Below are 21,195 nucleotides of genomic sequence, written 5' to 3' on the forward strand. Positions count from 1 at the left end.
CCATGACCCTTGCCATCTCGCATCTTGCCCGGCGCTTCGGCGCGACCCAGGTTCTGCGCGGCATCGACTTGCAGGTGCGGCAGGGGGAACTGATCGCGCTGCTGGGTCCGTCCGGGTCGGGCAAGACGACGCTGCTCCGCATCATCGCGGGGCTGGACTGGCCCGATGCGGGGACGCTGTCCTTTGACGGCGCGGACTGGCTGGGGAAATCTGCCGCCGAACGCCGCATCGGCTTTGTTTTCCAGCACTATGCCCTGTTTCCGCACATGACGGTGCGGGACAACATCGCCTTCGGCCTGTCGGTCCTGCCCCGGTCCGAACGGCCCGGCAAGACGCAGATCGCCGCCACCGTGGACCGGCTGCTGGCCTTTCTGCAGATCGGCGGACTTGCCGACCGTTATCCGGCGGAACTGTCGGGCGGGCAACGCCAGCGCGTCGCACTGGGCCGCGCCATGGCGATCGAGCCGCGCGTCCTGCTGCTGGACGAACCTTTCGGCGCGCTTGACGCCCAGGTCCGCCGCGACCTGCGCCGCTGGCTGCGCGGCGTCCACGACAGCGCGGGCACCACCACCATCTTCGTCACCCATGACCAGGAGGAGGCGTTCGAACTGGCCGACCGGGTGGTCGTGATGAACGGCGGCGTCATTGAACAGACCGGCCAGCCGGACGAGATCTATGACCATCCCGCCACGCCCTTTGTCGCCCGCTTCCTGGGCCTGACGGTCGAACTTCCGGTGACGATGCGCGCGGGCCGGGCACATGCGGCCGGCCTGGATCTGGCCGCCCTGCCCCGCCGCGCCATTCCCGACGGTCCCGCGACGCTGTTCCTGCGGCCTGCCGACATCCTGCCTGTTCCCGATCCCCAGGCGCCCTTCCGCGTGGCCGAAATGGCGACGACGGGCGCCCTTCTGCGCATCGTGGCCGAGGACGGCACAGGCTGCCGTATCGAATCCGAGGTGCCGCGCCGCGACGGCCGCGACCTGCGCCAGGGCCAGCCCGTCGCGTTGCGTGCCGTGGCAGGCCAGATCTTCCCCGGCAGCGGGCAACAGCCTGCCCAGCCGATCCATACCCCGATGACCCTCAAGGAGGCCCGCCCGTGAAAACCCGCTTGACCACCGCCCTTGCCCTTGTGCTGGGCCTTGCCAGCCCTGTCGCCGCGCAGGACGCCATCCTGAACGTGTCCTATGACATCGCACGCGAACTGTTCGCCGAACTGAACCCCGTCTTCGCCGAGAAGTGGCAGGCCGAAACCGGCCGCAGCGTGACCATCGACCAGTCGCATGGCGGTTCGTCGAAGCAGGCCCGCGCGATCTTGGAAGGCCTGCCCGCCGATGTCGTGACCTTCAACCAGGTCACCGACATCGACGTCCTGGCCGAAGGCGGCATGGTCGATGAAAACTGGCGCGACGCATTTCCGAACCAGGCCTCGCCTTACTACTCGCTGCCGGCCTTCCTGGTGCGCGAAGGCAATCCGAAGAACATCGGCGACTGGGACGACCTGGCGGCCGAAGGCGTGCAGGTGATCTTCCCGAACCCCAAGACCAGCGGCAATGCGCGCTATACCTATCTGGCGGCCTATGCCTATGGGCTGGAGAAGAACAACGGCGACCAGGCCGCGGCGCAGGAGTTCGTGAAGAAGATCTTTGCCAATGTCCCGGTCTTCGACCAGGGCGGCCGCGCCGCGACCGCAACCTTTGCCGAACGAGGCCTGGGCGACGTCCTGATCACCTTCGAGGCCGAGACCGGCGGCATCGCCCGCCAGTACGCCGATGCGAAACTGGAACGGGTCACGCCGTCCATGTCGGTCCTGGCCGAGTTCCCGGTGGCCATCGTCACCGAGAATGCCGAAAGCAAGGGCACGGCCGAGGTGTCGAAGGCCTATCTCGACTTCCTTTATTCCCCCGAGGCGCAGCGCATCCTGGCCCAGAACTTCAACCGCGTGCATGACGACGCGATCACCGCCGAATTCGCCGCGAACTTCCCCGACGTGAAACTGGTCACGGTCGAGGACGTCTTCGGCGGCTGGGACAAGGTCCAGGAGGAACACTTCGCCGAAGGCGGCATCCTTGATTCCGTGTTCGTGAACCAATGAGCGTTGCGGCGGTCATCGACGCCCCGGCGAGACGGCAGAAGCGTGTGCTTCCGGGCTTTGGCCTGACCATGGGCCTGACGCTGACCTATGTCGGCATCATCGTCCTTTTGCCCGTGATCGCCCTGGTGCTGAAGGGGGCCGAGATCGGTCCCGTCCGCTTCTGGGACATCGTGACCGCCCCCCGCACCTTGGCCGCGCTGCGGCTGACCATCACCGCCGCCGCGCTGGCGACGGTTTTCAACGCGCTCTATGGCTTGCTGATGGCATGGGTGCTGGTCCGGTATCGCTTTCCGGGGCGTCGGCTGCTGGACGCGATGATGGATATCCCCTTCGCCCTTCCGACCGCCGTGGCCGGCCTGGCGCTGACGGCGCTGTTTTCCGAAAACGGCTGGTATGGCGCGATCCTGGCGCCTGCCGGGATCTCGGTCGTCTATACGATCTGGGGCGTGGCGATCGCGATGACCTTCACGTCCATTCCCTTCGTCGTGCGCACCGTGCAGCCGATCCTTGAGGATCTTGACCACAGCCAGGAGGAAGCGGCCCGCACGCTGGGCGCGACGCCCTTCCAGATCTTCGCGCGCGTGATCTTTCCGGCCATCCTGCCCGCCTTCCTGATCGGCACCACCATCGCCTTTGCCCGGTCGCTGGGTGAATTCGGCGCCGTCATTTTCATTGCGGGCAACCTGCCCATGAAGACCGAGATCGCCTCGCTTCTGGCCGTGATCCGGCTTGAGGAATATGATTACAACGGCGCGGCCGCCATCGCCCTGACCCTGGTCGCCATCGCGCTTGTGCTGCTGGCCCTGTCGAATTGGCTGCAAGCCCGGCTGACGCGGCGGAGGGTTCCGGCATGATGCCCGCAGCCACCCCCGCAACCCTTGCTCCGCGGCAGGATCGCCGCGCGCCCTTGCTGCTGATCGGTCTGGCCGTGGCGCTGACGCTGTTCATCGTCGTAGTGCCGCTGGCCTATATCTTCTGGCGCGCGCTGTCGCAGGGCTTTGCGGTCTTCGCGCAGAACATCATGGCGCCCGACACGCTGCACGCGATCTGGCTGACCACGGTGGTGGCGGTGATCACGCTGCCCATCAACCTTGTCGTCGGTATCAGCGCCGCCTGGCTGATCGCGCGGTTCACCTTTCCGGGCCGCAAGCTGCTGCTGACGATCATCGAACTGCCGTTTTCGATTTCGCCCATCATCGCCGGGGTGTGCTATCTGCTGCTGTATGGGCGTCAGGGGCTGCTTGGGCCCACCTTGGCGGCGGGCGACATCAAGATCCTGTTCGCGCTGCCAGGCATCGTCCTGGTGACGCTGTTCGTGACCGGACCCTTTGTCGCGCGCGAGGTCCTGCCGCTGATGCAGGCCCAGGGGTCGGAACAGGAACAGGCGGCACTGACCCTTGGCGCATCCGGCTGGCAGGTGTTTCGCCGGGTGACCCTGCCCAACATCCGCTGGGCGCTGCTTTACGGGGCGGTCCTTGCGACGGCGCGGGCGGTCGGGGAATTCGGCGCGGTGTCGGTGGTGTCGGGGGCGATCCGGGGGCAGACGAACACCCTGCCCTTGCAGATCGAACTGCTGTTCAACGACCTGAACATCGTCGGCGCCTTTGCGGCGGCCTCCACCCTGACGCTGATCGCGCTTGTGGTGCTGGTCCTGAAAACCATCATCGAGGGCCGGACCCGCTGATCAGCGGCGGAAATCGGTGGGCTTGATCCCGTGGCGGGCCAGCTTGTCGTAAAAGGTCTTGCGCGGCAGTTGCAGCCGCCCCATCGCCGCCGTGGCATTGCCCCCTGAAAGGCGCAGGGCGTCGCGGATCAACTCTCGCTCGTATGCCGCGACCAGATCCGAAAGGCCTGGCGGATCGCCGTCGTCCCCTGCCTCGAAGGGGGTCACGCCGATGGCCTGGCTTTCGGCAAAGCCGCGCAGTTCCGGCAGGTTGCCGGGCCAGCCATGCCCCGACAGCCGCGCCTTGACCGCCCCGGTCAGTTCGGGCGCGGGCCGGTCCAGCCGGGCGCAGGCCGCCAGCAGGAAATGACGATACAGCGCCGGGATATCCTCGCGCCGTTCTGCCAGCGAAGGAACCGGCAGGACGGTGCCCGACAAGCGATAGAACAGGCGCGCATCGAAGGGGCCTTCGCCCAAGCGCGCCGGATCAACCGTGGTCGAGGCGAGAAGCTGCACATCCATCGGCCGGGCGGCTGCGGCGCCAGCGGGCCAGAACTCGCCCGCCTCAAGGATCGCGGCCAGCCGCGCCTGCATCGGCGGCGTCAAGGCATCCACGCGGTCCAGGAACAACACGCCACGCTGCGCCCGTTCCAGTTGCCCGACCTGCCGGGTGCCGCGCGGACCCGGGGCATCGCTGCCCAGCAGATCGGCATCGAACCGGGCCTCGTCCAAGGCATCGCAGGCCAGATGCACAAAGGGGCGGGCGCGCCGCGGGCCCTGGCGGTGGATCGCGCGGGCAACCGACAGCTTGCCCACACCCTGCGGGCCGGTCAGAAGCACGCTGCCCTCGGCGACGGCCACGCGGTCCAGGGCGGCGCGCAGATGGACCATCACCTCGCTGCCGCCCGCAAGTTCGGGAAAGCCGTCCGAGGCGTCATGGCTTGCCTGTCGCAACTGGCGGTTTTCAAGGATCAGGGCGCGGGCCGACACCGCCCGGTTCACCGCAGCCAGCAACACATCGCGCGACACGGGCTTGGTCAGGAAATCATACGCCCCGGCCTTCAGCGCCGCCACCGCCATGGGCACGTCGCCATGCCCGGTCAAAAGGATCACCGGCAGGTCGGCGTCGATCGCGTGCAGGCGCTGAAACAGTTGCAGCCCGTCCATGCCGGGCATCCGCACATCGGACAGCAGCACGCCCGGATAATCACGCGTCACCCCCTTCAGCGCATCCTCGGCAAGGCCGAAATCCTCGACCTGCAAACCCGCCATCTGCAAGGTCTGAACCTGTGCCGCGCGCAGGTCTTCGTCGTCATCCACCAGGCGCACCAGTCCGGTCATGCCGCTTTCCTCAGGGTCAGGCGGAAGGTTGCCCCCTGACCCGTCACCGGGGCCTCGGCGATCAGTTCGCCCCCAAGGTCACGCGCGATGTCGCGGGAAATCACAAGCCCCAGCCCAAGCCCCTGGGCCTTGCTGGTGGCAAAGGGGGCGAAAAGCTGCGCGATCACCTGGGGCGAAAGACCGGGACCGTTGTCCGACACCGTCAGCGCGACATGGTCGCCATCCTCCTCGACCCCGATGCGGATCCAGGGATCGACACGGCCCTCCTGCGCCTCGAAGGCGTTTGCCAGCAGGTTGACCAGGATCTGTTCCACCCGCACCCGTTCGCCCAGGACCGCAAGGCTGTCCGGGATGGCGGGCAGATGAACCGGCATGTCGCCCGCCTTGCGCCGGCTTGTGGTCAGCATCAGCGATGCGTCGATCGCCGAACGCAGGGGAACGGCCCCCACCTCTCCGGTGGCCTTGCGGGCAAAGCCGCGAAGCTGGTCGGTGATCTGGCCGATCCGGTCCGTCATGCGCGCGATCCGGGCAAGGTTGTCGCCTGCCGGTCCGTCCGGCAGCATCGCCTGTCCGTTTTCGGCCAGCAGGCGGATCGTGGCCAGCGGCTGGTTGATCTCGTGCGCGACGCCGGCGGTGATCTGGCCCATGGTGGCCAGCTTGTTGGCCTGCACAAGGTCCGCCTGCATCTGCGACAAACGTTGCTGGGCCAGCTGGCGTTCGCGTATCTCCTCGGACAGGTCGCGGGTGCGTTCGGCCACGGCACGTTCCAGTTCCGCGCGATGGGTGCGGTCGGCGCGGGCCTTGCGGGCGGCGCGAAGGCGCGCGCGGCGGGCCTGGTCGGCAAGCGCCATCAGCAGCAGCGTCGCCAGGCCCGCAGCGCCTGCGGCATAGGCGGCTGTCTGGTCTGCTTCCCGGGTCGGCATGTGCATGGACAGCGTCCATCCCGTTCCCCGCACCGGAAGGGTGATCGCCAGGCTGTCGGGCACGGCGGGCGGCGTGGTGGTGAACCGAAGATGCGGGTCGGTGGTAATGATGACGCGGCCCTCTGCCTCGGTCACATGGGTCGCGTTCGGGCTGCGCGCCCAGGCCGCCTCCAACGTGTCGAATTCCATCTTGACAACGACCACCCCAAGAAGCGCGTCGCCGTCCCGCACGTCATGGGACAGATACAACCCCGGCTGGCCGCTGACGGTGCCAAGCGCGAATTCCATGGCCGTGGCCTGGGTCAGCGCCTGCCTGAAATAGTTGCGAAAGCTGTAGTCGTGGCCCACGAAGCTGTCCGGCATGTTCCAGTTCGACGCGGCGATGGTATGGCCGGTGTCCTCCATCAGATACATGACCGAGCTTTGCGTCTCCTCGCGCAAGCGTTCCAGCTTGGCCGACACCGCGTCGCCTTCGTCGAACTCGCGTCGCAGCGCGGCCTTGACCACCGCGTCGTCGGCCAGGATCGCCACGACGGACCGTTGCCGGTCAAGGATGCTTTCCAGCGTCAGCGCGCGGGACTGCGCCGCCGCCAGACCTTCGGCACGCAGATCCTCCAATGCCCCGGCCCGGATCACCCAGAAGGCGGTGGCGGGCACCAGCACCAGAAAGGCCATGGCCAGCAGGATCGCCAGCCATCCCGCAACGCGCGGCAAGACCGGCGAATCGCTGGCAACCGACGATCTGTGCTGCGTATCGCGCACGCCTTCCTGTCCCCGCATGGTGTTTCAGATCCCACACTAGCAGCTTGGGCCTGTGCGGAAAACCACACATATTCCCCATGCCGCTCTGCAAAAACAGTCATGTTTTCAGCGCATTGCAGCCATGCAGCAAGTTTTTTGGGCTGCCCTGCCCACGTTCTAGAATGTCCTTCATCCAAACGACATCCAAGGCAGGAGGAGGCCTTTCCATGCAGCTGGACACTTCCGCGCAGCCCGTGGCCCACGAAAAGAGGCCGTTCTATCACCACCTCTATTTCCAGGTCATCATCGCCATCGCGGCTGGCGCGTTGCTGGGACACTTCTATCCCGAAACCGGCGAGGCGCTGAAGCCGCTGGGCGACGCCTTCATCAAGCTGGTCAAGATGATCATCGCGCCGGTGATCTTCCTGACCATCGTGACCGGCCTTGCGGGGATGGGTTCGCTGCGCGGCGTGGGTTCGGTCGTGGGCAAGGCCTTCGCCTATTTCCTGACCTTCTCGACGCTGGCGCTGATCGTGGGCCTGATCGTGGCGAACGTCGTCCAGCCGGGATCGGGGATGAACATCGACCCGGCCAGCCTGGATTCAGGGGCGGTGGCGACCTATACCGAAAAGGCGCACGAGACGTCGCTGACCGGCTTCGTCATGGACATCATCCCCACGACGCTGGTGTCGGCCTTCGTGGAAGGCAACATCCTGCAGGTGCTGTTCGTGGCGATCCTGTTCGGCGTCGGCCTGATCCTGGTCGGCGACAAGGGCAAGCCGGTGCTGAACATCCTGGAATCGGCCAGCTTCGCGATCTTCCGCGTGGTGGACATCCTGATGAAGGCCGCCCCCATCGGCGCCTTCGGGGCCTTTGCCTTCACCATCGGCAAATACGGCATCGCGTCGATCATGAACCTGGCGATGCTGGTGGGGACGTTCTACCTGACCTCGGCCATGTTCGTGATCGTGGTCCTGGGGGCCGTCTGCCTTGCCAACGGCTTCTCGATCTTCCGGCTGATCTCGTATCTCAAGGCGGAAATCCTGCTGGTGCTGGGCACCTCGTCGTCGGAATCCGCGCTGCCCTCGCTGATGGAAAAGATGGAGAAGGCAGGCTGCGCCCGTCCCGTGGTGGGATTGGTCGTGCCGACCGGATACAGCTTCAACCTGGACGGCACCAACATCTACATGACGCTGGCCGCGCTGTTCATCGCCCAAGCCACCAACACCGACCTGTCGCTGCAACAGCAGGTGCTGCTGCTGCTGGTCGCGATGCTGTCGTCCAAGGGTGCGGCGGGCGTCACCGGCGCGGGCTTCATCACCCTGGCCGCCACCTTGTCGGTCGTCCCAACCGTTCCGGTCGCCGGGATGGCGCTGATCCTGGGCGTGGACCGCTTCATGTCGGAATGCCGGTCGATCACCAACTTCATCGGCAACGCCGTCGCCACCGTGGTCGTCAGCCGCTGGCAGGGCGCGCTTGACCGCGAGACGTTCGACGCCGTGATGGGTGGGCGCGAACCCGACAGCCCGGCCGCGCCCGTGACTGGCCTTGCCTTGCACCCCGCCGGGCTGCAACTGGGCGAACGCAGCGCCGACTGATCCTTCCCTCGGGAACGCAAGGGCACCGCAGCGATGCGGTGCCTTTTTTCGTCAGACGAGAACGTCGATATCGCGCGGCGGAATGCCCTGGTGGACCGCCAGCAGGTTTTCCATCATCCGCATGATGGTGGGCGCGAAACCTGCCGCATCCAGCGCGCCAAGATGCGGCGTCAGCACCACCCGGTCCAGCCCCAGCAGCGGATTGTCGGGCGTGATCGGCTCGACCGAGAACACGTCGATCCCCGCCCCGCGCAGCCGGCCTTGGCGGATCGCGTCGGCCAGGTCGCCCTCGACCAACACGCCCCCGCGCGCGGCATTGACCAGGATCGCGTCGGGCTTCATCAGCGCCAGGCGGCGGGCGTCGATCAGGTCGCGGGTGCTGTCGTTCAGGTCGCAGTTCAGCGTGACCACGTCGGATGCCGCCAGCAGGTCGTCCAGCGGCGCGAAGCAGGCGTTCAGGTCCGCCTCCTCGGGCTGCGGCAGGGGGGTGCGCTTGGTGTAAAGGACCGGGCAGCCAAAGCCCCGCAGCAGCCGGGCTAGGGCCTTGCCGATGTAACCCATGCCGACGATGCCCACCGTACGTCCCGACAGCGTGGTCGAGGTCGGTCCGACCTGTCCCTTGGGCCAGCCGCCGTTCAGGATACCGACATGGCCGCGCACGATGTTGCGGTTCACCGCAAGGATCAGGCCCAGGGTCGTTTCCGCCACCGCAACGGCATTTGATCCGGTCGTGCGCAACACGCGCACGCCATGCCGCCGGGCCGCATCCAGGTCGATCCCGTCATAGCCGACGCCCCATTTGTGAACCGCCCGCAGCCCCCGCGTGGCGAACATCTGGTCCGTCACCGGCATGTCGCCGCTGATCGCAAAGCTGGCGCCTTGCAGCGCGGCAAGCTGATCCTTCGGATCACGGGATGCTGCGGCGGTCAGCACCCATCCTTGCGGCAGGAAGGGCCGGATGCGGTCCAGACGTTCGGGCGCGGCCGGGTCAAGAAGGACGACATGGGCCATGGTCATATCACGAACCGGATGCCGGGCCGGGCCAACCCGCCGCCCTGGGCCATGACGGTGCCGTCCGCGCGCCAGCAGGCCGCGCCGGTCATGGTGCCGTCGGGTGCGAAGGCGATGGCGTTCATGCCGCCGCCGATGGTCTTGACCAGCCGCACGTCGTGGCCGCGCGCGCGCATCGCGTCGGCCTGCGCGGTAAGGCCGGGTTCCAGTTCCAGGTGATGCCCCTCGGTCCACAGGCGCGGGGCCTCGACCGCCTGCTGCAGGGTCATGCCGTGGTCGATCAGGTTCACGATCGCCTGCATGGCCGAGGGGAAGATCCGCACCGCCCCCGGCAGGCCCAGCGCGAAGACCGGGCGCCCGTCGCGCAGCACGATCATCGGCGCCATGGATGTCGGCACCCGCTTGCCCGGCGCCACCGACAGTGCCCGGCCGGGGCGCGGGTCATAGTTCAGCATATAGTTGTTGGGGATGATCCCGGTCCCCGGCACCATGAAGCAGGCTCCCCATAGCCCGTTGATCGTATGCGTCGCGCTGACGATGGTGCCGTCCGCATCCGCCACGGTCACATGGGTCGTGTCGCGGCTTTCATGGACGACCGGCCTGGCCGTTCCGGCGCGTTGTTCCATCCGCTGCCGGGCATAGTTCTTGTCGGTGAAGCGTTCGACCGGCACATCCACGAAATCGGGATCGCCCGATGCCTGCCGCCGATCCTCGAAGGCCAGGGCAATGGCGCGGGCCATCAGGTCCATTGCGTCGGGATTGCCGAAACCCATGCCGCGCAGATCGTGGGGTTCCAGCATGTTCAGCATCTGGACGACATGCACGCCCGAGGACGCGGGCGGCGGCGGTCCGGCAATGGTATGGCCGCGATAAGTGCCAAGGATCGCCTGACGCTGAACGGCGCGTGCCGCCGTCAGGTCGTCCAGCGTGACATGGCCGTCGCCTGCCGCCAGCCGGTCCGCCAGGGCGCGGCCCAGATCACCGCCATGCAGGGCCGCGTCGCCCTGGGACTGGATCAACCGCAGGCTTTCCGCGTAATCGCCCATGACCAGCCGCGCGCCCGGTTGCAGCGGAACCCCATCGGGCAGGAACATCCGTGCCATCTCCGGGTCAGTGCAAAGGTCGGCGCGATGTTCCAGGATCGCGCCGTGCAGATAGGGGCTGACGGCAAAGCCACGGGCCGCCGCGCGGATCGCCGGTTCGACCACATCGGCCCATGGCAGCCGCCCGTATCGCTGCTGCATCAGGAACCAGCCGCGCAGGTTTCCCGGCACCGCGACGGCCGAGGGGCCGACGCGGTTTCTCCGCTCCTCGGTCTCCATATAGGTGTCGGGCAGGTCGGACACCGGGGTGAACATGTCCGCCCGCGCACCCTGCCCGGCCACCGACAGCACATCGATCACCACATGCCGCCCGTCCGCCAGCCGCAGATGCGCGATGCCGCCGCCTGCGATGCCGACCATCATCGGCTCCACCACGGTCAGCGTCAGCAGCGCGGCGACGGCGGCGTCCACGGCATTGCCGCCGATGGCCAGCATCTCGGACCCCGCCATCGTTCCCAAGGGCGCATTCGCGACCACCACCCCCCGCGAACCAGAGGCGGGGCTTTTCTCGCAGGTGAAGGGAAGGGTCATGCCGGGATTCCGCTGTTCGCGGCCAGCTTGGCCGTTGGGGATGGCGGGATCAAGCGCGCGCATCCTCCAGCATCATCCGGGCGGCCTTTTCCGCGATCATCATCACCGGCGCATTGGTGTTGCCGCTGGTGATCGTCGGCATGATCGAGGCATCGGCGATCCGCAGCCGCCCCACCGCACGCATCCGCAGGCGCGGATCGACTACGGCGCCATCGTCCGTGCCCATCCGGCAGGTGCCGACCGGGTGAAAGATCGTGGTGCCCACCGCGCCTGCCGCCTTGACCAGGTCGTCGTCGGTCTGGAAGGCGATGCCGGGGACATGTTCGCTGGGGTCATAGCGGGTGAAGGCCGGTTGCGCGGCGATCTTGCGCGTCAGGCGGATCGCGCGGACCGCCACGTCCCGGTCGCCGGGGGTCGAAAGGTAATTGGGCCGGATCGCAGGATGCGCGCGGAAATCGGGCGTGGTCACATGAACGGAACCGCGGCTTTCCGGACGCAGGTTGCAGACGCTGGCGGTCATGGCCGGGAACGGATGGACCGGATCGCCGAACTTGTCCAGGCTGACGGGCTGGACGTGGAATTCAAGATCCGCCGTGGCCTTGTCGGGACCGGATTTCGCGAAGATGCCCAGCTGGCTGGGGGCCATCGACATCGGCCCCGACCGCTTGAGCAGGTATTCCAACCCGATCGAGGCCTTGCCCATCAGGCGCGAGGCCTTTTCGTTCAGCGTGGGCACGCCGCGCACCTTATAGACCAGCCGCAGTTGCAGGTGATCCTGCAGGTTTTCGCCCAGCGAAGGCACCTCGACCTGCGGGGCGATGCCCGCGGCTTGCAGGACATCGCCGCGCCCGATGCCGGATTGTTCCAGGATCTGCACCGATCCGATGGCCCCGGCGGACAGGACCGTCTCGCGCGTGGCACGGACCTGCTGGCGGCGGCCCAGGTGGTGGAAGACGACGCTCTGGACCTCGCCCCCCTCGATCACCAGACGCTCGACCTCGGCGCCGGTCAGGACGCGCAGGTTGGGGCGCTTGATAACGGGGCGCAGGAAGGCCTTGGCCGCGCTCCACCGCCAGCCGGCGCGCTGGGTCACGTCGAAATAGCCGCTGCCCTCGTTGTCGCCACGGTTGAAGTCGGTCGTTCGCGGGATGCCCGCCTGTTCCGCCGCCTCCATGAAGGCGTCCAGCACGGCCCAGCGGACGCGCGCGGTTTCGACCCGCAATTCGCCGCCCGCGCCATGGGCGTCGTCGGCGCCGCGATAGAAATCCTCTTGCGCCTTGAACAGCGGCAGGATGTCGTCCCAACCCCAGCCGGTGCAGCCAAGCTGGCGCCAGTGGTCGTAATCGGCCGCCTGCCCGCGCATGTAGATCATGCCGTTGATCGAGGAGCATCCGCCCAGCACGCGCCCGCGCGGATACAGCAGCGACCGGCCGTTCAGCCCTTCCTCGGCCTGGGTCTTGAAGCCCCAGTCGGTGCGCGGATTGCCTATGCAATACAGGTATCCGACAGGAATGTGGATCCAGTGGTAGTTGTCACGTCCCCCGGCCTCGAGCAGCAGGACACGGGCCTTGGGATCGGCAGACAGGCGGTTCGCCAGAACGCAACCGGCGCTGCCCGCGCCGATCACGATGTAATCATAGCTTTCCATCAGCTTTCCGACCTGAAGCCGAGCCTGCGCCCCAGCCTGCTGGCGAAGAATTCGCCGATCAGGCCGCGACGGAAGACCAGCACGCAGACCATGAAGACCACGCCGGTGATGATCGTCACCGGAAAGTCAGAGGTGGCCAGATAGTTCTGCAGCGTCACCACCAGCCCCGCGCCCACGACCGGACCGGCCAGCGTGCCGATGCCGCCCAGCAGCGTCATCAGGATCACCTCGCCCGACATCTGCCAGGACACGTCGGTCAACGTGGCGAACTGGAAGATCAGCGCCTTGACGCCGCCAGCCAGTCCCGCAAGCGCTGCCGACATCACGAAGGCCCCCAGCTTGTAGCGGCTGACCGAATAGCCCAGCGAGATCGCGCGCTGTTCGTTTTCGCGGATCGACTTGAGGATCATCCCGAAGGGCGAATTCACGAAGCGCCAGATGATCAGCAGCCCGATGACGAACACGGCTAAGACGAAGTAATACATGGTCATCGTGTCAGACAGGTTGAAGATGCCGAACAGGGTGCCGCGCGGCACCGACTGGATGCCGTCCTCGCCATGGGTAAAGCCTGCCTGCAGGCAGAAGAAGAAGAACATCTGCGACAGGGCCAGCGTGATCATGGCGAAATAGATGCCCTGGCGGCGGATGGCGATGGCACCCATGACCAGGCCCAGGGCCGCGGCGCCCAGGACGCCCAGCAGGATCCCGGCCTCGGGCGGCCAACCCCAGACCTTCACCGCATGGGCGGTGAAATAGGCCGCGCCCCCGAAGAAGGTGGCATGGCCGAAGGACAGCAGGCCCGTATAGCCCAGCAGCAGGTTGAAGGCCGCCGCGAACAGGCCGAAGGCCAAGAGCTTCATCAGGAAGATCGGATACAGGAACTGCGGCGCCAGCAGCAGCGCAGCCCCGATCACGGCCAGCAGCACAAGCTGGATCTGCCCCGCCTTGGGATGGATGGCGATATGTTCGGACGCGATGGGTTCGGATTTGCCGGCCATGTCAGGCATCCTTTCCGAAAAGGCCCGCAGGCCGCAGGATCAAGACGATCGCCATGATGACGAAGATCACGATGTTGGACGCCTCGGGGTAGAAGACCTTGGTCAATCCCTCGACCACGCCCAGCATGTAGCCGGTGATGATGGCCCCCAGGATGGATCCCATGCCGCCGACCACGACCACCGCGAAGACGATGATGATCAGGTTCGACCCCATCAGCGGGCTGACCTGATAGACCGGCGCGGCCAGCACGCCCGCGAAGGCCGCAAGCCCCGCGCCAAGCGCATAGGTCAGCGTCAGCAGCAGGGGCACGTTGATGCCGAAGCTTTGCACCAGTGTCGGGTTTTCCGTAGCCGCGCGCAAGTATGCGCCCAGCTTGGTCTTCTCGATCATGAACCAGACGGCAAGGCAGACGATCAACGAGGCGACCACGACCCAGCCGCGATAGATGGGCAGGAACATGAAGCCCAGGTTGACCGCGCCCGTCAGCGCCGCGGGCGCCGCATAGGGCATCCCCGACGCGCCATAGAAGTAACGGAACGTCCCCTCGATCGCCAAGGCGAGGCCGAAGGTGAACAGAAGGCCGTAAAGATGGTCCAGCTTGTACAGGCGCGACAGCATCGTGCGTTCCACGACGGCGCCGAACAGGCCCACGATCACCGGGGCCAGGATCAGCGCCAGCCAATAGTTGACGCCGCCCACGGTCAGCAGCAGCAGCGCGGCAAAGGCGCCCATCATGTATTGCGCGCCATGCGCGAAGTTGATCACGCGCAACAGGCCGAAGATGACCGCAAGGCCAAGCGAGAGCAGCGCATAAAAGCTGCCGTTGATCAGTCCGACCAGAAGCTGCCCCATCAGGGCCTGGACGGGAATGCCGAAGATCATGGTCATGTCACACCCCCAGTTCCCGATGCAGCAGGTCCATCCGGTTCGGCAGCTCGGATACCGGGAATTCGGCGGTCATGGTGCCATGGTCCATCAGATAGAAGCGGTCGGCGACCTTGGCGGCGAAGCGGAAGTTCTGTTCCACCAGCACCACGGTCATGCCGCGTTGTTTCAGTTTGCGCAGGACGTCCCCGATGGCGTTGATGATGACAGGGGCCAGACCCTCGGTCGGTTCGTCCAGCAACAGGCAGCGCGCGCCGGTGCGCAGGATGCGCGCCATGGCCAGCATCTGCTGTTCGCCCCCCGACAGCTTGGTGCCGGGGCTGTTGCGACGTTCCTGCAGGTTGGGGAACAGGTCATAGATCTCGGCCACCGACATGCCGCCATCGGCGACCTTGGGCGGCAGCATCAGGTTTTCCTCGACCGAAAGGGTCGCGAAGATGCCGCGTTCCTCGGGGACGAAGCCCACGCCGGCGCGGGCGGTCTTGTGCAGGGGCACGGACATCATGTCCTGGCCCGCGAAGGTGATGCGGCCGGTGCGCTTGCGCAGGATGCCCATGATCGTGCGCAGCGTCGTCGTCTTTCCCATCCCGTTGCGGCCCAGGATGCAGATCATCTCGCCTTCGTTGACGTGCAGGTCCACGCCATGCAGCACATGGCTTTCGCCATACCAGGCCTGCAGCCCGGCAGTTTCCAGAAGCGGAGCCGTCATCATTCGGTTCCCATATAGGCGGTGCGCACGCGCGGATCGGCGGATACCGTGGCGTAATCGCCGGTCGCGATGATCTCGCCCCGTTGCAGCACGGTGACGTGGTGGCAGATGTCGGCGACCACGTTCAGGTTATGCTCGACCATCAGCACGGCGCGGGTTTGCGCGACATCGCGGATGATGTCCGCAACCATGCGCACATCCTCCTGGCCCATGCCGGCCATGGGTTCGTCCAGCAGCAGCACCTCGGGGTCGAGCGCGAGGGTCGTCGCGATCTCCAGCACGCGCTTGCGGCCATAGGACAGGTCTGCGGCGCGGTGGTCGCGATAGGGCGTCAGGCCCAGGTCGTCGATCAACTGGTCCGCGCGCCCGTTCAACCGGTCCAGCGAGGACAGCGGCTTCCAGAACTGCACGGCCAGACCCGCCGGACGCTGCAGCGCGACCTTGACGTTCTCGCGCACGGTCAGGTGCGGAAACACGGCCGAGATCTGGAACGACCGAACCAGCCCCATCCGGGCCACCTTGTCGGGCTTGGTCTGGGTGATGTCCTGGCCCAGCAGCGTGATCTTGCCGCGCGTGGGCTGCAGGAACTTGGTCAGCAGGTTGAAGACCGTGGTCTTTCCCGCCCCGTTCGGTCCGATCAGCGCGTGGATGCGCGCATGTTCGACATCCAGATCGACATTGTTGACGGCGGTAAAGCCCGCGAAATCCTTGCCAAGACCGCGGGCGGTAAGCACCACCCGCGGTTCGGATTGCGTCATGACAGGCGCAATGCTCATCTGTATGCCTTACTGCGTGACCAGCGGGCAGCCGCTTTCAGCCGGATCCAGATAGGCCTCGTCCCCCGGAATGGTCGCCAGGACGTTGTAATAGTCCCATTCCTCGGTGATGTCGGCGGGGGCCTTCACCTCCATCAGATAGACATCCTTGATCAGCCGGCCGTTGGCGCCGACCTTGCCGTCCTGGGCGAAGACGTCGTTGACCGGCAGTTCATGCAGCTTGGCGGCGACGGCTTCGGTTTCGTCCGTTCCGGCGGCCTCGATGGCCTTCAGATAGGACATGACCGTGGAATAGGTGCCGGCGTGGATCATGTTCGGCATCGACCCGGTGCGCTCCATGAAGCGGCGGCCGAATTCCTCGGACTGGGCATCGCGCTTCCAGTAGAAGCTTTCGGTCAGGTTCAGGCCCTGCGCGGCCTCGGCGCCCAGCCCGTGGACATCGGCCAGCGTGAACAGCAGCGCGGCCAGCTTCTGCCCGCCCTGGGTGATTCCGAATTCCGCGGCCTGCTTGATGGCGTTCTGCGTGTCGGCGCCGGCATTGGCCAGGCCGATGACCTTGGCGCCCGAAGCCTGGGCCTGCAGCAGGAAGGACGAAAAGTCGGTCGTCGCCAGCGGGTGACGCACCGACCCGGTGATCGTGCCGCCTTTTTCGGTGACGAAGCTGCTGGTCTGTTCTTCCAGCGAATAGCCGAAGGCGTAATCCGCGGTCAGGAAGAACCAGCTGTCGCCGCCTTCCTGCACCAACGCGCCGCCGGTGCCCACGGCCAGGGCATGCGTGTCATAGGCCCAGTGGAAGCCGTAAGGGGAACATTGCGCGCCGGTCAGTTCCGTCGTCGCCGCCCCGGTGGTCATTGTGATCTTCTGCTTCTCGGTGGACAGTGCCTGAACGGCAAGGGCCACCGAAGATGTCGTCAGCTCCATGATGCTGTCCACCTGTTCGGTGTCATACCACTGGCGCGCGATGTTCGAGGCGATGTCGGCCTTGTTCTGGTGGTCGGCGGTCACCACCTCGATCGGGGCGTCCAGCACGGTGCCGCCGAAATCCTCGACCGCCATCAGCGCGGCTTCATAGGAATTCTTGCCGCCGAAGTCGGAATAGACGCCCGACTGGTCGTTCAGGATCCCGATCTTGACCTTGCCGTCCGAAATCTCGGCCACCGCAGGCGCGGCCATTACACCGACGGACGCGGCAGACAACAGTAGTTTACGCATACGACCTCCCTTGGGCATGATCCTTCGGCACCGCGGCAGAGACCGCGATCCGGGAAAATGACCTGTTCATGTTGACGAAGGCCTCTCCTCCAGCCCTCGTTCGACCAAAGGATGACCTCAAAGTCACTTTGACACAAGCGTTCAATGCAGTCTAATTTCGTTCAGGTTTTGAACATATTTGAACAATGGCACTAAGCTGGGACGACCTGCAATTCTTTCTGGCCGTAGCGCGCGAAGGACAGTTGTCGCGGGCGGCACGGGTGCTGGGCACGTCGCATGTCACTGTGTCCCGGCGGATCGACCGGCTGGAACAGGCGCTCAACGCGCGGCTGTTCGAACGCAACCCGCGCGGATACGAACCGACCCCCGCAGGCCGTCGCCTAGTCGAAACCGCCGAACGGATGGAGGAGGCAGCCGACCAGATCCCCGTTGACCAGGGGGCCGCGTCGCGCCAGGCCGGGCCGTTGCGGCTGGCGGTGCCGGAAGGTTTCGCCAGCCTCTTTTCCCAGCACCTGTGGCCCGACTTCATCACGCAGTTCCCGCTGATTTCGCTGGAACTGATCACCATGCCGCAGATCCTGTCGCTGTCGCGGCGCGAGGCGGACATGTCCGTGACCCTGGATCCGATCTCCAGCGGACCTTACCGGTCCGAACGGATGGCGAACTATACCCTGCATCTCTACGCGACCGAGACTTACTTGGCCGGGCACCCCGCCATTGTCCGGCGCGACGACCTGCGGGCGCATCGCATCATCGGCTATATCGAGGAAATGATCTTCGCCCCCGGCCTGGATTATCTGAACGAGGTCCTGCCGGGCATTCGGGCGTCGGTCAAAAGCTCTAGCATCTTCAACCAGTTGGCGGCCGCGCGCAATCACCTGGGGGTTGTCGTTCTGCCTCATTACATCGCGGCGAAATATCCTGAACTGCGGATCATCCTGCCCGACGAGGTGACGCTGACCCGCAGCTATTGGCTGACCTGCCATCGCGACGTCCGCACCATGCGCCGGGAACGCGCGGTGATCGCCTTCCTGACCGACAGCCTGCGCGCCCGGGGTTCGGACCTGGTGCGCCTGACCTAGGCGACAGGTGATTTTTCTTGCCGCAATGCAACTTGGGGAACAGTCTGGCGCTTGACGAAAGGTCAAGGAGGTGGACATGGCCGAGGCATATCAACCCGCGGCGCCCGCGTCGCATCAACCCGAACTTCACCGCGTCATGGGACCAAAGCTGCTGCTCTTGTTCATCGTGGGCGACATCCTGGGAACCGGCGTCTATGCCCTGACCGGGACCGTCGCGGCCGAGGTGGGTGGCGCCGCTTGGGCGCCCTTCCTGATCGCGTTCCTGGTCGCCACGATCACGGCGCTTTCCTATCTGGAACTGGTGACGCGCTATCCTCAGGCGGCAGGCGCCGCGCTTTATGCCCATCGCGCCTTCGGCATCCATTTCCTGACCTTCCTTGTGGCCTTTACGGTGATGTGCTCGGGGATCACCTCGGCCTCGACCGCGTCGAACGCATTCGCCGGCTTCCTGAACGATGGCTTCGGGCTGGGCTTCGAAAAGGGCGGTGCCGGGATCCTGCTGATCGCGCTTGGCTTCATGGCCCTGGTCGCGGTCATCAACCTGCGCGGGGTGGGTGAAAGCGTCAAGGCGAACGTGATCCTGACCTGCGTTGAATTGACCGGGCTTCTGATGATCATCTTCGTGGGCTTCTATGCCATGTCCCAGGGCCGCGCTGACTTTTCCGAAGTGATGGTCTTTCGCTCGTCCGAGGAAAAGGGCGCCTTCCTGTCCCTGACCGCCGCCACCGCCCTGGCCTTCTTCGCCATGGTGGGCTTCGAGGATTCGGTCAACATGGCCGAGGAGGTCAAGGATCCCGTCCGCATCTTCCCCCGCATCATGCTGATGGGGCTGGCGATCACCGGCGTGATCTATGTGCTGGTGTCCATCTGCGCGGTGGCGTTGGTGCCGGTGGGCGACCTGTCCGACCCCGACAAGGGCTCGGCCCTGACCCAGGTCGTGCGCGCGGGCGCGCCCAACCTGCCCTTCGACACGATCTTTCCCTTCATCGGCATGTTCGCTGTCGCCAATTCGGCGCTGATCAACATGCTGATGGCCAGCCGGCTCCTCTATGGCCTGGCGCGGCAGAGGGTGCTGCCGCACGGTCTGGGGCTCGTCCATCACACCCGCCGCACGCCCTGGGTGGCGATCCTGTTCACGACGGCCCTGGCTTTCGGGCTGATCTATTTCGTGGTCACGCGATCGAACCTTCCGGCGGTCAGCCTGCTGGGCGGCACGACGTCGCTGCTGTTGCTGTGCGTGTTCACGGTGGTCAACATATCGCTGATCGTGCTGCGCCGGCATCCCGCCGGACACGACCATTTCCGCGCCCCCAGGATCACCCCCTGGATCGGCGCGGTGACCTGCGCCTTCCTGGCCGGTCCCTGGGCGCGCAGTTCAGCGCAGATGGATCAATACCGCATCGCCGGATGGCTGCTGGGCATCGGGATCGTGCTGTGGGCGGCAACCTGGGTCTGGAACAAGGCGCGGCACAAGCCCCATCCGGGCAGCATGGGCGACATCGACCAGATGCGGGAACATCATGGGGATTCGCCAAGGAACTGATCGTCACGCACCTTGGCAAAAATGGCGATCCCGGAAGGAATCGAACCCTCAACCTGCCGATTAGAAGTCGGCTGCTCTATCCAGTTGAGCTACGGGACCGTCTGGCCGATCTCTTGCGGGATTGCGCGGCGATGCGCAAGTCACAGCATGCGCGTCATGAAAACGCTGTTCGGATCCGGTTGATACGCGCCGAAGGGCGGGCATTCGGCAAAACCACCGCGCGCATACAGGCGCCGCGCCGCCGCAAAACTGGCCTGCGCCCCGGTTTCCAGCGACAGGCGCGTCAGCCCCGACTGCCGGGCGTGGTCCGACAGCCGGTCCAGCATCAGCCGCGACAACCCCGCCCCCCGGGCCTCGGCCAGGACGTGCATGGACTTGATCTCTCCATGCATGGGGTCCAGGCGCTTCAGCGCGGCCATTCCCACCGCGATACCGTCCCGCCGAAGTACGAAAAAGTCGATGTCCGGCGAGACCAGAGTTTCGCGCGGCATCATGTGAATGGATTCGGGCGGCGTATCAGCATGCATTTCCGCCGTGTGCCGCTGAAACAGCAGGCCCAGGTCTTCGGTCAGCGGGGATTCAAGGGTAAAGGACAGGGACTGAGTCAAGGCAACCTCGGGTGGGGGGCGCGGCAGGCAAGCGTTGCAGCGATTGCGGCAGAATCGAAAAAGGGCGGCCCCGCGGACCGCCCTTCAGAAAGTCGGAAAACAATCAGGCGGCGCGGGTCAGCAGCACTTCCTCGACCCGCTTCTGGGCGGCGCCTTCATCCAGCCCGTTGACGGCCGCCACTTCGCGGGTCAGGCGGTCCAGGGCCGCTTCGTAAAGCTGGCGTTCGGAATAGGACTGTTCGCGCTGATCGTCGTTGCGATGCAGGTCGCGCACGACCTCGGCAATGGACATCAGATCGCCCGAGTTGATCTTCTGGTCATATTCCTGCGCGCGGCGCGACCACATGGCGCGTTTCACACGGGCCTTGCCCTTCAGGGTTTCCAGCGCACGGTCGATCAGGTCAGGCGTCGACAGGCTCCGCATCCCGATCTCGGACGCGCGGGCGGTCGGAACGCGCAGGGTCATCTTGTCTTTCTCAAAGGAGATGACGAACATCTCCAACCGCAGCCCTGCGACTTCCTGCTCTTCGATCGACACGATCCGGCCGACACCATGGGCCGGATAGACGACGAAATCATCAGGGCGAAATTCGTTCTTCTTGGTCTTGGACATCTGGCTTCCTCTAGGTAGTGCCTTCCGGAAGAAGGACACAAAAGAACCGAAAGCAGCCAAACTGCCTCCGGCCTGTTCATTGTCGTCAGGTTGTTTCCGCCCGGCAGAGGCAGGAAA

The 21,195-nt window shown here is 65.7% G+C and carries 19 protein-coding genes and 1 tRNA gene; 7 read left to right on the forward strand and 13 right to left on the reverse strand.

Annotation, left to right across the window (positions count from 1 at the left end):
* Positions 1 to 2 precede the first annotated feature (2 nt).
* From IEX25_RS12730 to cysW, 4 genes are read left to right on the forward strand one after another with little or no spacing between them, the layout of a single operon-like run.
* Complete coding sequence (locus IEX25_RS12730) at positions 3 to 1,100, forward strand: sulfate/molybdate ABC transporter ATP-binding protein (RefSeq protein WP_103171099.1); 1,098 nt, start codon at positions 3 to 5, stop codon at positions 1,098 to 1,100.
* The gene (locus IEX25_RS12735) at positions 1,097 to 2,092 is read left to right on the forward strand and encodes a sulfate ABC transporter substrate-binding protein (RefSeq protein WP_188715375.1); all 996 of its coding nucleotides are present in this window, start codon (positions 1,097 to 1,099) and stop codon (positions 2,090 to 2,092) included. The genes IEX25_RS12730 and IEX25_RS12735 overlap by 4 nt, the downstream gene beginning before the upstream one ends.
* Positions 2,089 to 2,946, forward strand: coding sequence for a sulfate ABC transporter permease subunit CysT (cysT, locus tag IEX25_RS12740; RefSeq protein WP_188715377.1), 858 nt, complete (start codon positions 2,089 to 2,091; stop codon positions 2,944 to 2,946). The genes IEX25_RS12735 and cysT overlap by 4 nt, the downstream gene beginning before the upstream one ends.
* Positions 2,943 to 3,776: a sulfate ABC transporter permease subunit CysW gene (gene cysW, locus IEX25_RS12745; protein ID WP_229665175.1), complete on the forward strand. Its 834-nt coding sequence runs from the start codon at positions 2,943 to 2,945 to the stop codon at positions 3,774 to 3,776. The genes cysT and cysW overlap by 4 nt, the downstream gene beginning before the upstream one ends.
* Here cysW and IEX25_RS12750 read toward each other — a convergent pair whose 3' ends face one another.
* Entirely contained in the window at positions 3,777 to 5,096 is a 1,320-nt protein-coding gene (locus IEX25_RS12750; protein WP_188715379.1) for a sigma-54-dependent transcriptional regulator, read from the reverse strand.
* The gene (locus IEX25_RS12755) at positions 5,093 to 6,799 is read right to left on the reverse strand and encodes a sensor histidine kinase (RefSeq protein WP_188715381.1); all 1,707 of its coding nucleotides are present in this window, start codon (positions 6,797 to 6,799) and stop codon (positions 5,093 to 5,095) included. The genes IEX25_RS12750 and IEX25_RS12755 overlap by 4 nt, the downstream gene beginning before the upstream one ends.
* A 188-nt stretch (positions 6,800 to 6,987) precedes the next feature.
* On the opposite strand from IEX25_RS12755, the gene IEX25_RS12760 reads away from it, so the two are divergent.
* Positions 6,988 to 8,358, forward strand: coding sequence for a dicarboxylate/amino acid:cation symporter (locus IEX25_RS12760; protein ID WP_188715383.1), 1,371 nt, complete (start codon positions 6,988 to 6,990; stop codon positions 8,356 to 8,358).
* Between the two features lie 51 nt (positions 8,359 to 8,409).
* Here IEX25_RS12760 and IEX25_RS12765 read toward each other — a convergent pair whose 3' ends face one another.
* From IEX25_RS12765 to IEX25_RS12800, 8 genes are read right to left on the reverse strand one after another with little or no spacing between them, the layout of a single operon-like run.
* Positions 8,410 to 9,369 (reverse strand): 2-hydroxyacid dehydrogenase, encoded by a 960-nt coding sequence (locus IEX25_RS12765; RefSeq protein WP_188715385.1) that lies wholly within the window; start codon positions 9,367 to 9,369, stop codon positions 8,410 to 8,412.
* Between the two features lie 2 nt (positions 9,370 to 9,371).
* Positions 9,372 to 11,066 carry a gamma-glutamyltransferase gene (gene ggt / locus IEX25_RS12770; protein ID WP_308421441.1) on the reverse strand — a complete coding sequence of 565 codons (1,695 nt, stop codon included), beginning with the start codon at positions 11,064 to 11,066 and terminating at the stop codon, positions 9,372 to 9,374.
* Positions 11,053 to 12,651, reverse strand: a complete 1,599-nt coding sequence (locus IEX25_RS12775) for a GMC family oxidoreductase (protein ID WP_188715387.1) — start codon at positions 12,649 to 12,651, stop codon at positions 11,053 to 11,055. Before IEX25_RS12775 ends, ggt begins: the two co-directional genes overlap by 14 nt.
* Positions 12,651 to 13,649, reverse strand: coding sequence for a branched-chain amino acid ABC transporter permease (locus tag IEX25_RS12780; protein WP_188715388.1), 999 nt, complete (start codon positions 13,647 to 13,649; stop codon positions 12,651 to 12,653). Before IEX25_RS12780 ends, IEX25_RS12775 begins: the two co-directional genes overlap by 1 nt.
* Position 13,650: 1 nt before the next feature.
* The gene (locus IEX25_RS12785; protein ID WP_188715390.1) at positions 13,651 to 14,538 is read right to left on the reverse strand and encodes a branched-chain amino acid ABC transporter permease; all 888 of its coding nucleotides are present in this window, start codon (positions 14,536 to 14,538) and stop codon (positions 13,651 to 13,653) included.
* A 1-nt stretch (position 14,539) separates the two neighbouring features.
* Positions 14,540 to 15,244 (reverse strand): ABC transporter ATP-binding protein, encoded by a 705-nt coding sequence (locus IEX25_RS12790; protein ID WP_188715392.1) that lies wholly within the window; start codon positions 15,242 to 15,244, stop codon positions 14,540 to 14,542.
* On the reverse strand, positions 15,244 to 16,014 hold the full coding sequence (locus IEX25_RS12795) for an ABC transporter ATP-binding protein (RefSeq protein WP_103171305.1): 771 nt from the start codon (positions 16,012 to 16,014) through the stop codon (positions 15,244 to 15,246). Before IEX25_RS12795 ends, IEX25_RS12790 begins: the two co-directional genes overlap by 1 nt.
* A gap of 15 nt (positions 16,015 to 16,029) precedes the next feature.
* Positions 16,030 to 17,232 (reverse strand): ABC transporter substrate-binding protein, encoded by a 1,203-nt coding sequence (locus tag IEX25_RS12800; RefSeq protein ID WP_103171088.1) that lies wholly within the window; start codon positions 17,230 to 17,232, stop codon positions 16,030 to 16,032.
* Positions 17,233 to 17,417: 185 nt separating this feature from the next.
* Here IEX25_RS12800 and IEX25_RS12805 point away from each other — a divergent pair, with 185 nt between their 5' ends.
* Together IEX25_RS12805 and IEX25_RS12810 are read left to right on the forward strand one after the other, a co-directional pair.
* Positions 17,418 to 18,314 (forward strand): LysR family transcriptional regulator, encoded by an 897-nt coding sequence (locus tag IEX25_RS12805; protein ID WP_188715396.1) that lies wholly within the window; start codon positions 17,418 to 17,420, stop codon positions 18,312 to 18,314.
* Between the two features lie 76 nt (positions 18,315 to 18,390).
* A complete protein-coding gene (locus IEX25_RS12810) occupies positions 18,391 to 19,857 on the forward strand; it encodes an APC family permease (RefSeq protein ID WP_229665176.1) in 1,467 nt (488 codons plus the stop codon).
* Positions 19,858 to 19,879: 22 nt separating this feature from the next.
* Here the strand turns inward: IEX25_RS12810 and IEX25_RS12815 are convergent.
* From IEX25_RS12815 to IEX25_RS12825, 3 genes are all read right to left on the reverse strand, one after another.
* Positions 19,880 to 19,956 (reverse strand) — tRNA-Arg (locus tag IEX25_RS12815).
* Positions 19,957 to 19,997: 41 nt separating this feature from the next.
* Positions 19,998 to 20,465 carry a GNAT family N-acetyltransferase gene (locus IEX25_RS12820; RefSeq protein WP_229665178.1) on the reverse strand — a complete coding sequence of 156 codons (468 nt, stop codon included), beginning with the start codon at positions 20,463 to 20,465 and terminating at the stop codon, positions 19,998 to 20,000.
* Between the two features lie 103 nt (positions 20,466 to 20,568).
* Entirely contained in the window at positions 20,569 to 21,078 is a 510-nt protein-coding gene (locus tag IEX25_RS12825) for a CarD family transcriptional regulator (protein ID WP_103171086.1), read from the reverse strand.
* Positions 21,079 to 21,195: the final 117 nt, after the last annotated feature.

The sequence above is a fragment of the Paracoccus acridae genome, assembly GCF_014642735.1.
GTDB classification, from domain to species: domain Bacteria; phylum Pseudomonadota; class Alphaproteobacteria; order Rhodobacterales; family Rhodobacteraceae; genus Paracoccus; species Paracoccus acridae.

Bases quoted from the DNA above. Each gene is read 5' to 3' on its own strand.
- IEX25_RS12750 (WP_188715379.1), bottom strand. From the start codon at position 5,096: ATGACCGGACTGGTGCGCCTGGTGGATGACGACGAAGACCTGCGCGCG.
- IEX25_RS12800 (WP_103171088.1), bottom strand. From the start codon at position 17,232: ATGCGTAAACTACTGTTGTCTGCCGCGTCCGTCGGTGTAATGGCCGCG.
- IEX25_RS12775 (WP_188715387.1), bottom strand. From the start codon at position 12,651: ATGGAAAGCTATGATTACATCGTGATCGGCGCGGGCAGCGCCGGTTGC.
- IEX25_RS12785 (WP_188715390.1), bottom strand. From the start codon at position 14,538: ATGACCATGATCTTCGGCATTCCCGTCCAGGCCCTGATGGGGCAGCTT.
- IEX25_RS12730 (WP_103171099.1), top strand. From the start codon at position 3: ATGACCCTTGCCATCTCGCATCTTGCCCGGCGCTTCGGCGCGACCCAG.
- cysT (WP_188715377.1), top strand. From the start codon at position 2,089: ATGAGCGTTGCGGCGGTCATCGACGCCCCGGCGAGACGGCAGAAGCGT.
- IEX25_RS12810 (WP_229665176.1), top strand. From the start codon at position 18,391: ATGGCCGAGGCATATCAACCCGCGGCGCCCGCGTCGCATCAACCCGAA.
- IEX25_RS12790 (WP_188715392.1), bottom strand. From the start codon at position 15,244: ATGACGGCTCCGCTTCTGGAAACTGCCGGGCTGCAGGCCTGGTATGGC.
- IEX25_RS12780 (WP_188715388.1), bottom strand. From the start codon at position 13,649: ATGGCCGGCAAATCCGAACCCATCGCGTCCGAACATATCGCCATCCAT.
- IEX25_RS12760 (WP_188715383.1), top strand. From the start codon at position 6,988: ATGCAGCTGGACACTTCCGCGCAGCCCGTGGCCCACGAAAAGAGGCCG.
- IEX25_RS12805 (WP_188715396.1), top strand. From the start codon at position 17,418: ATGGCACTAAGCTGGGACGACCTGCAATTCTTTCTGGCCGTAGCGCGC.
- IEX25_RS12825 (WP_103171086.1), bottom strand. From the start codon at position 21,078: ATGTCCAAGACCAAGAAGAACGAATTTCGCCCTGATGATTTCGTCGTC.
- IEX25_RS12755 (WP_188715381.1), bottom strand. From the start codon at position 6,799: ATGCGGGGACAGGAAGGCGTGCGCGATACGCAGCACAGATCGTCGGTT.
- cysW (WP_229665175.1), top strand. From the start codon at position 2,943: ATGATGCCCGCAGCCACCCCCGCAACCCTTGCTCCGCGGCAGGATCGC.
- ggt (WP_308421441.1), bottom strand. From the start codon at position 11,066: ATGCGCGCGCTTGATCCCGCCATCCCCAACGGCCAAGCTGGCCGCGAA.
- IEX25_RS12765 (WP_188715385.1), bottom strand. From the start codon at position 9,369: ATGGCCCATGTCGTCCTTCTTGACCCGGCCGCGCCCGAACGTCTGGAC.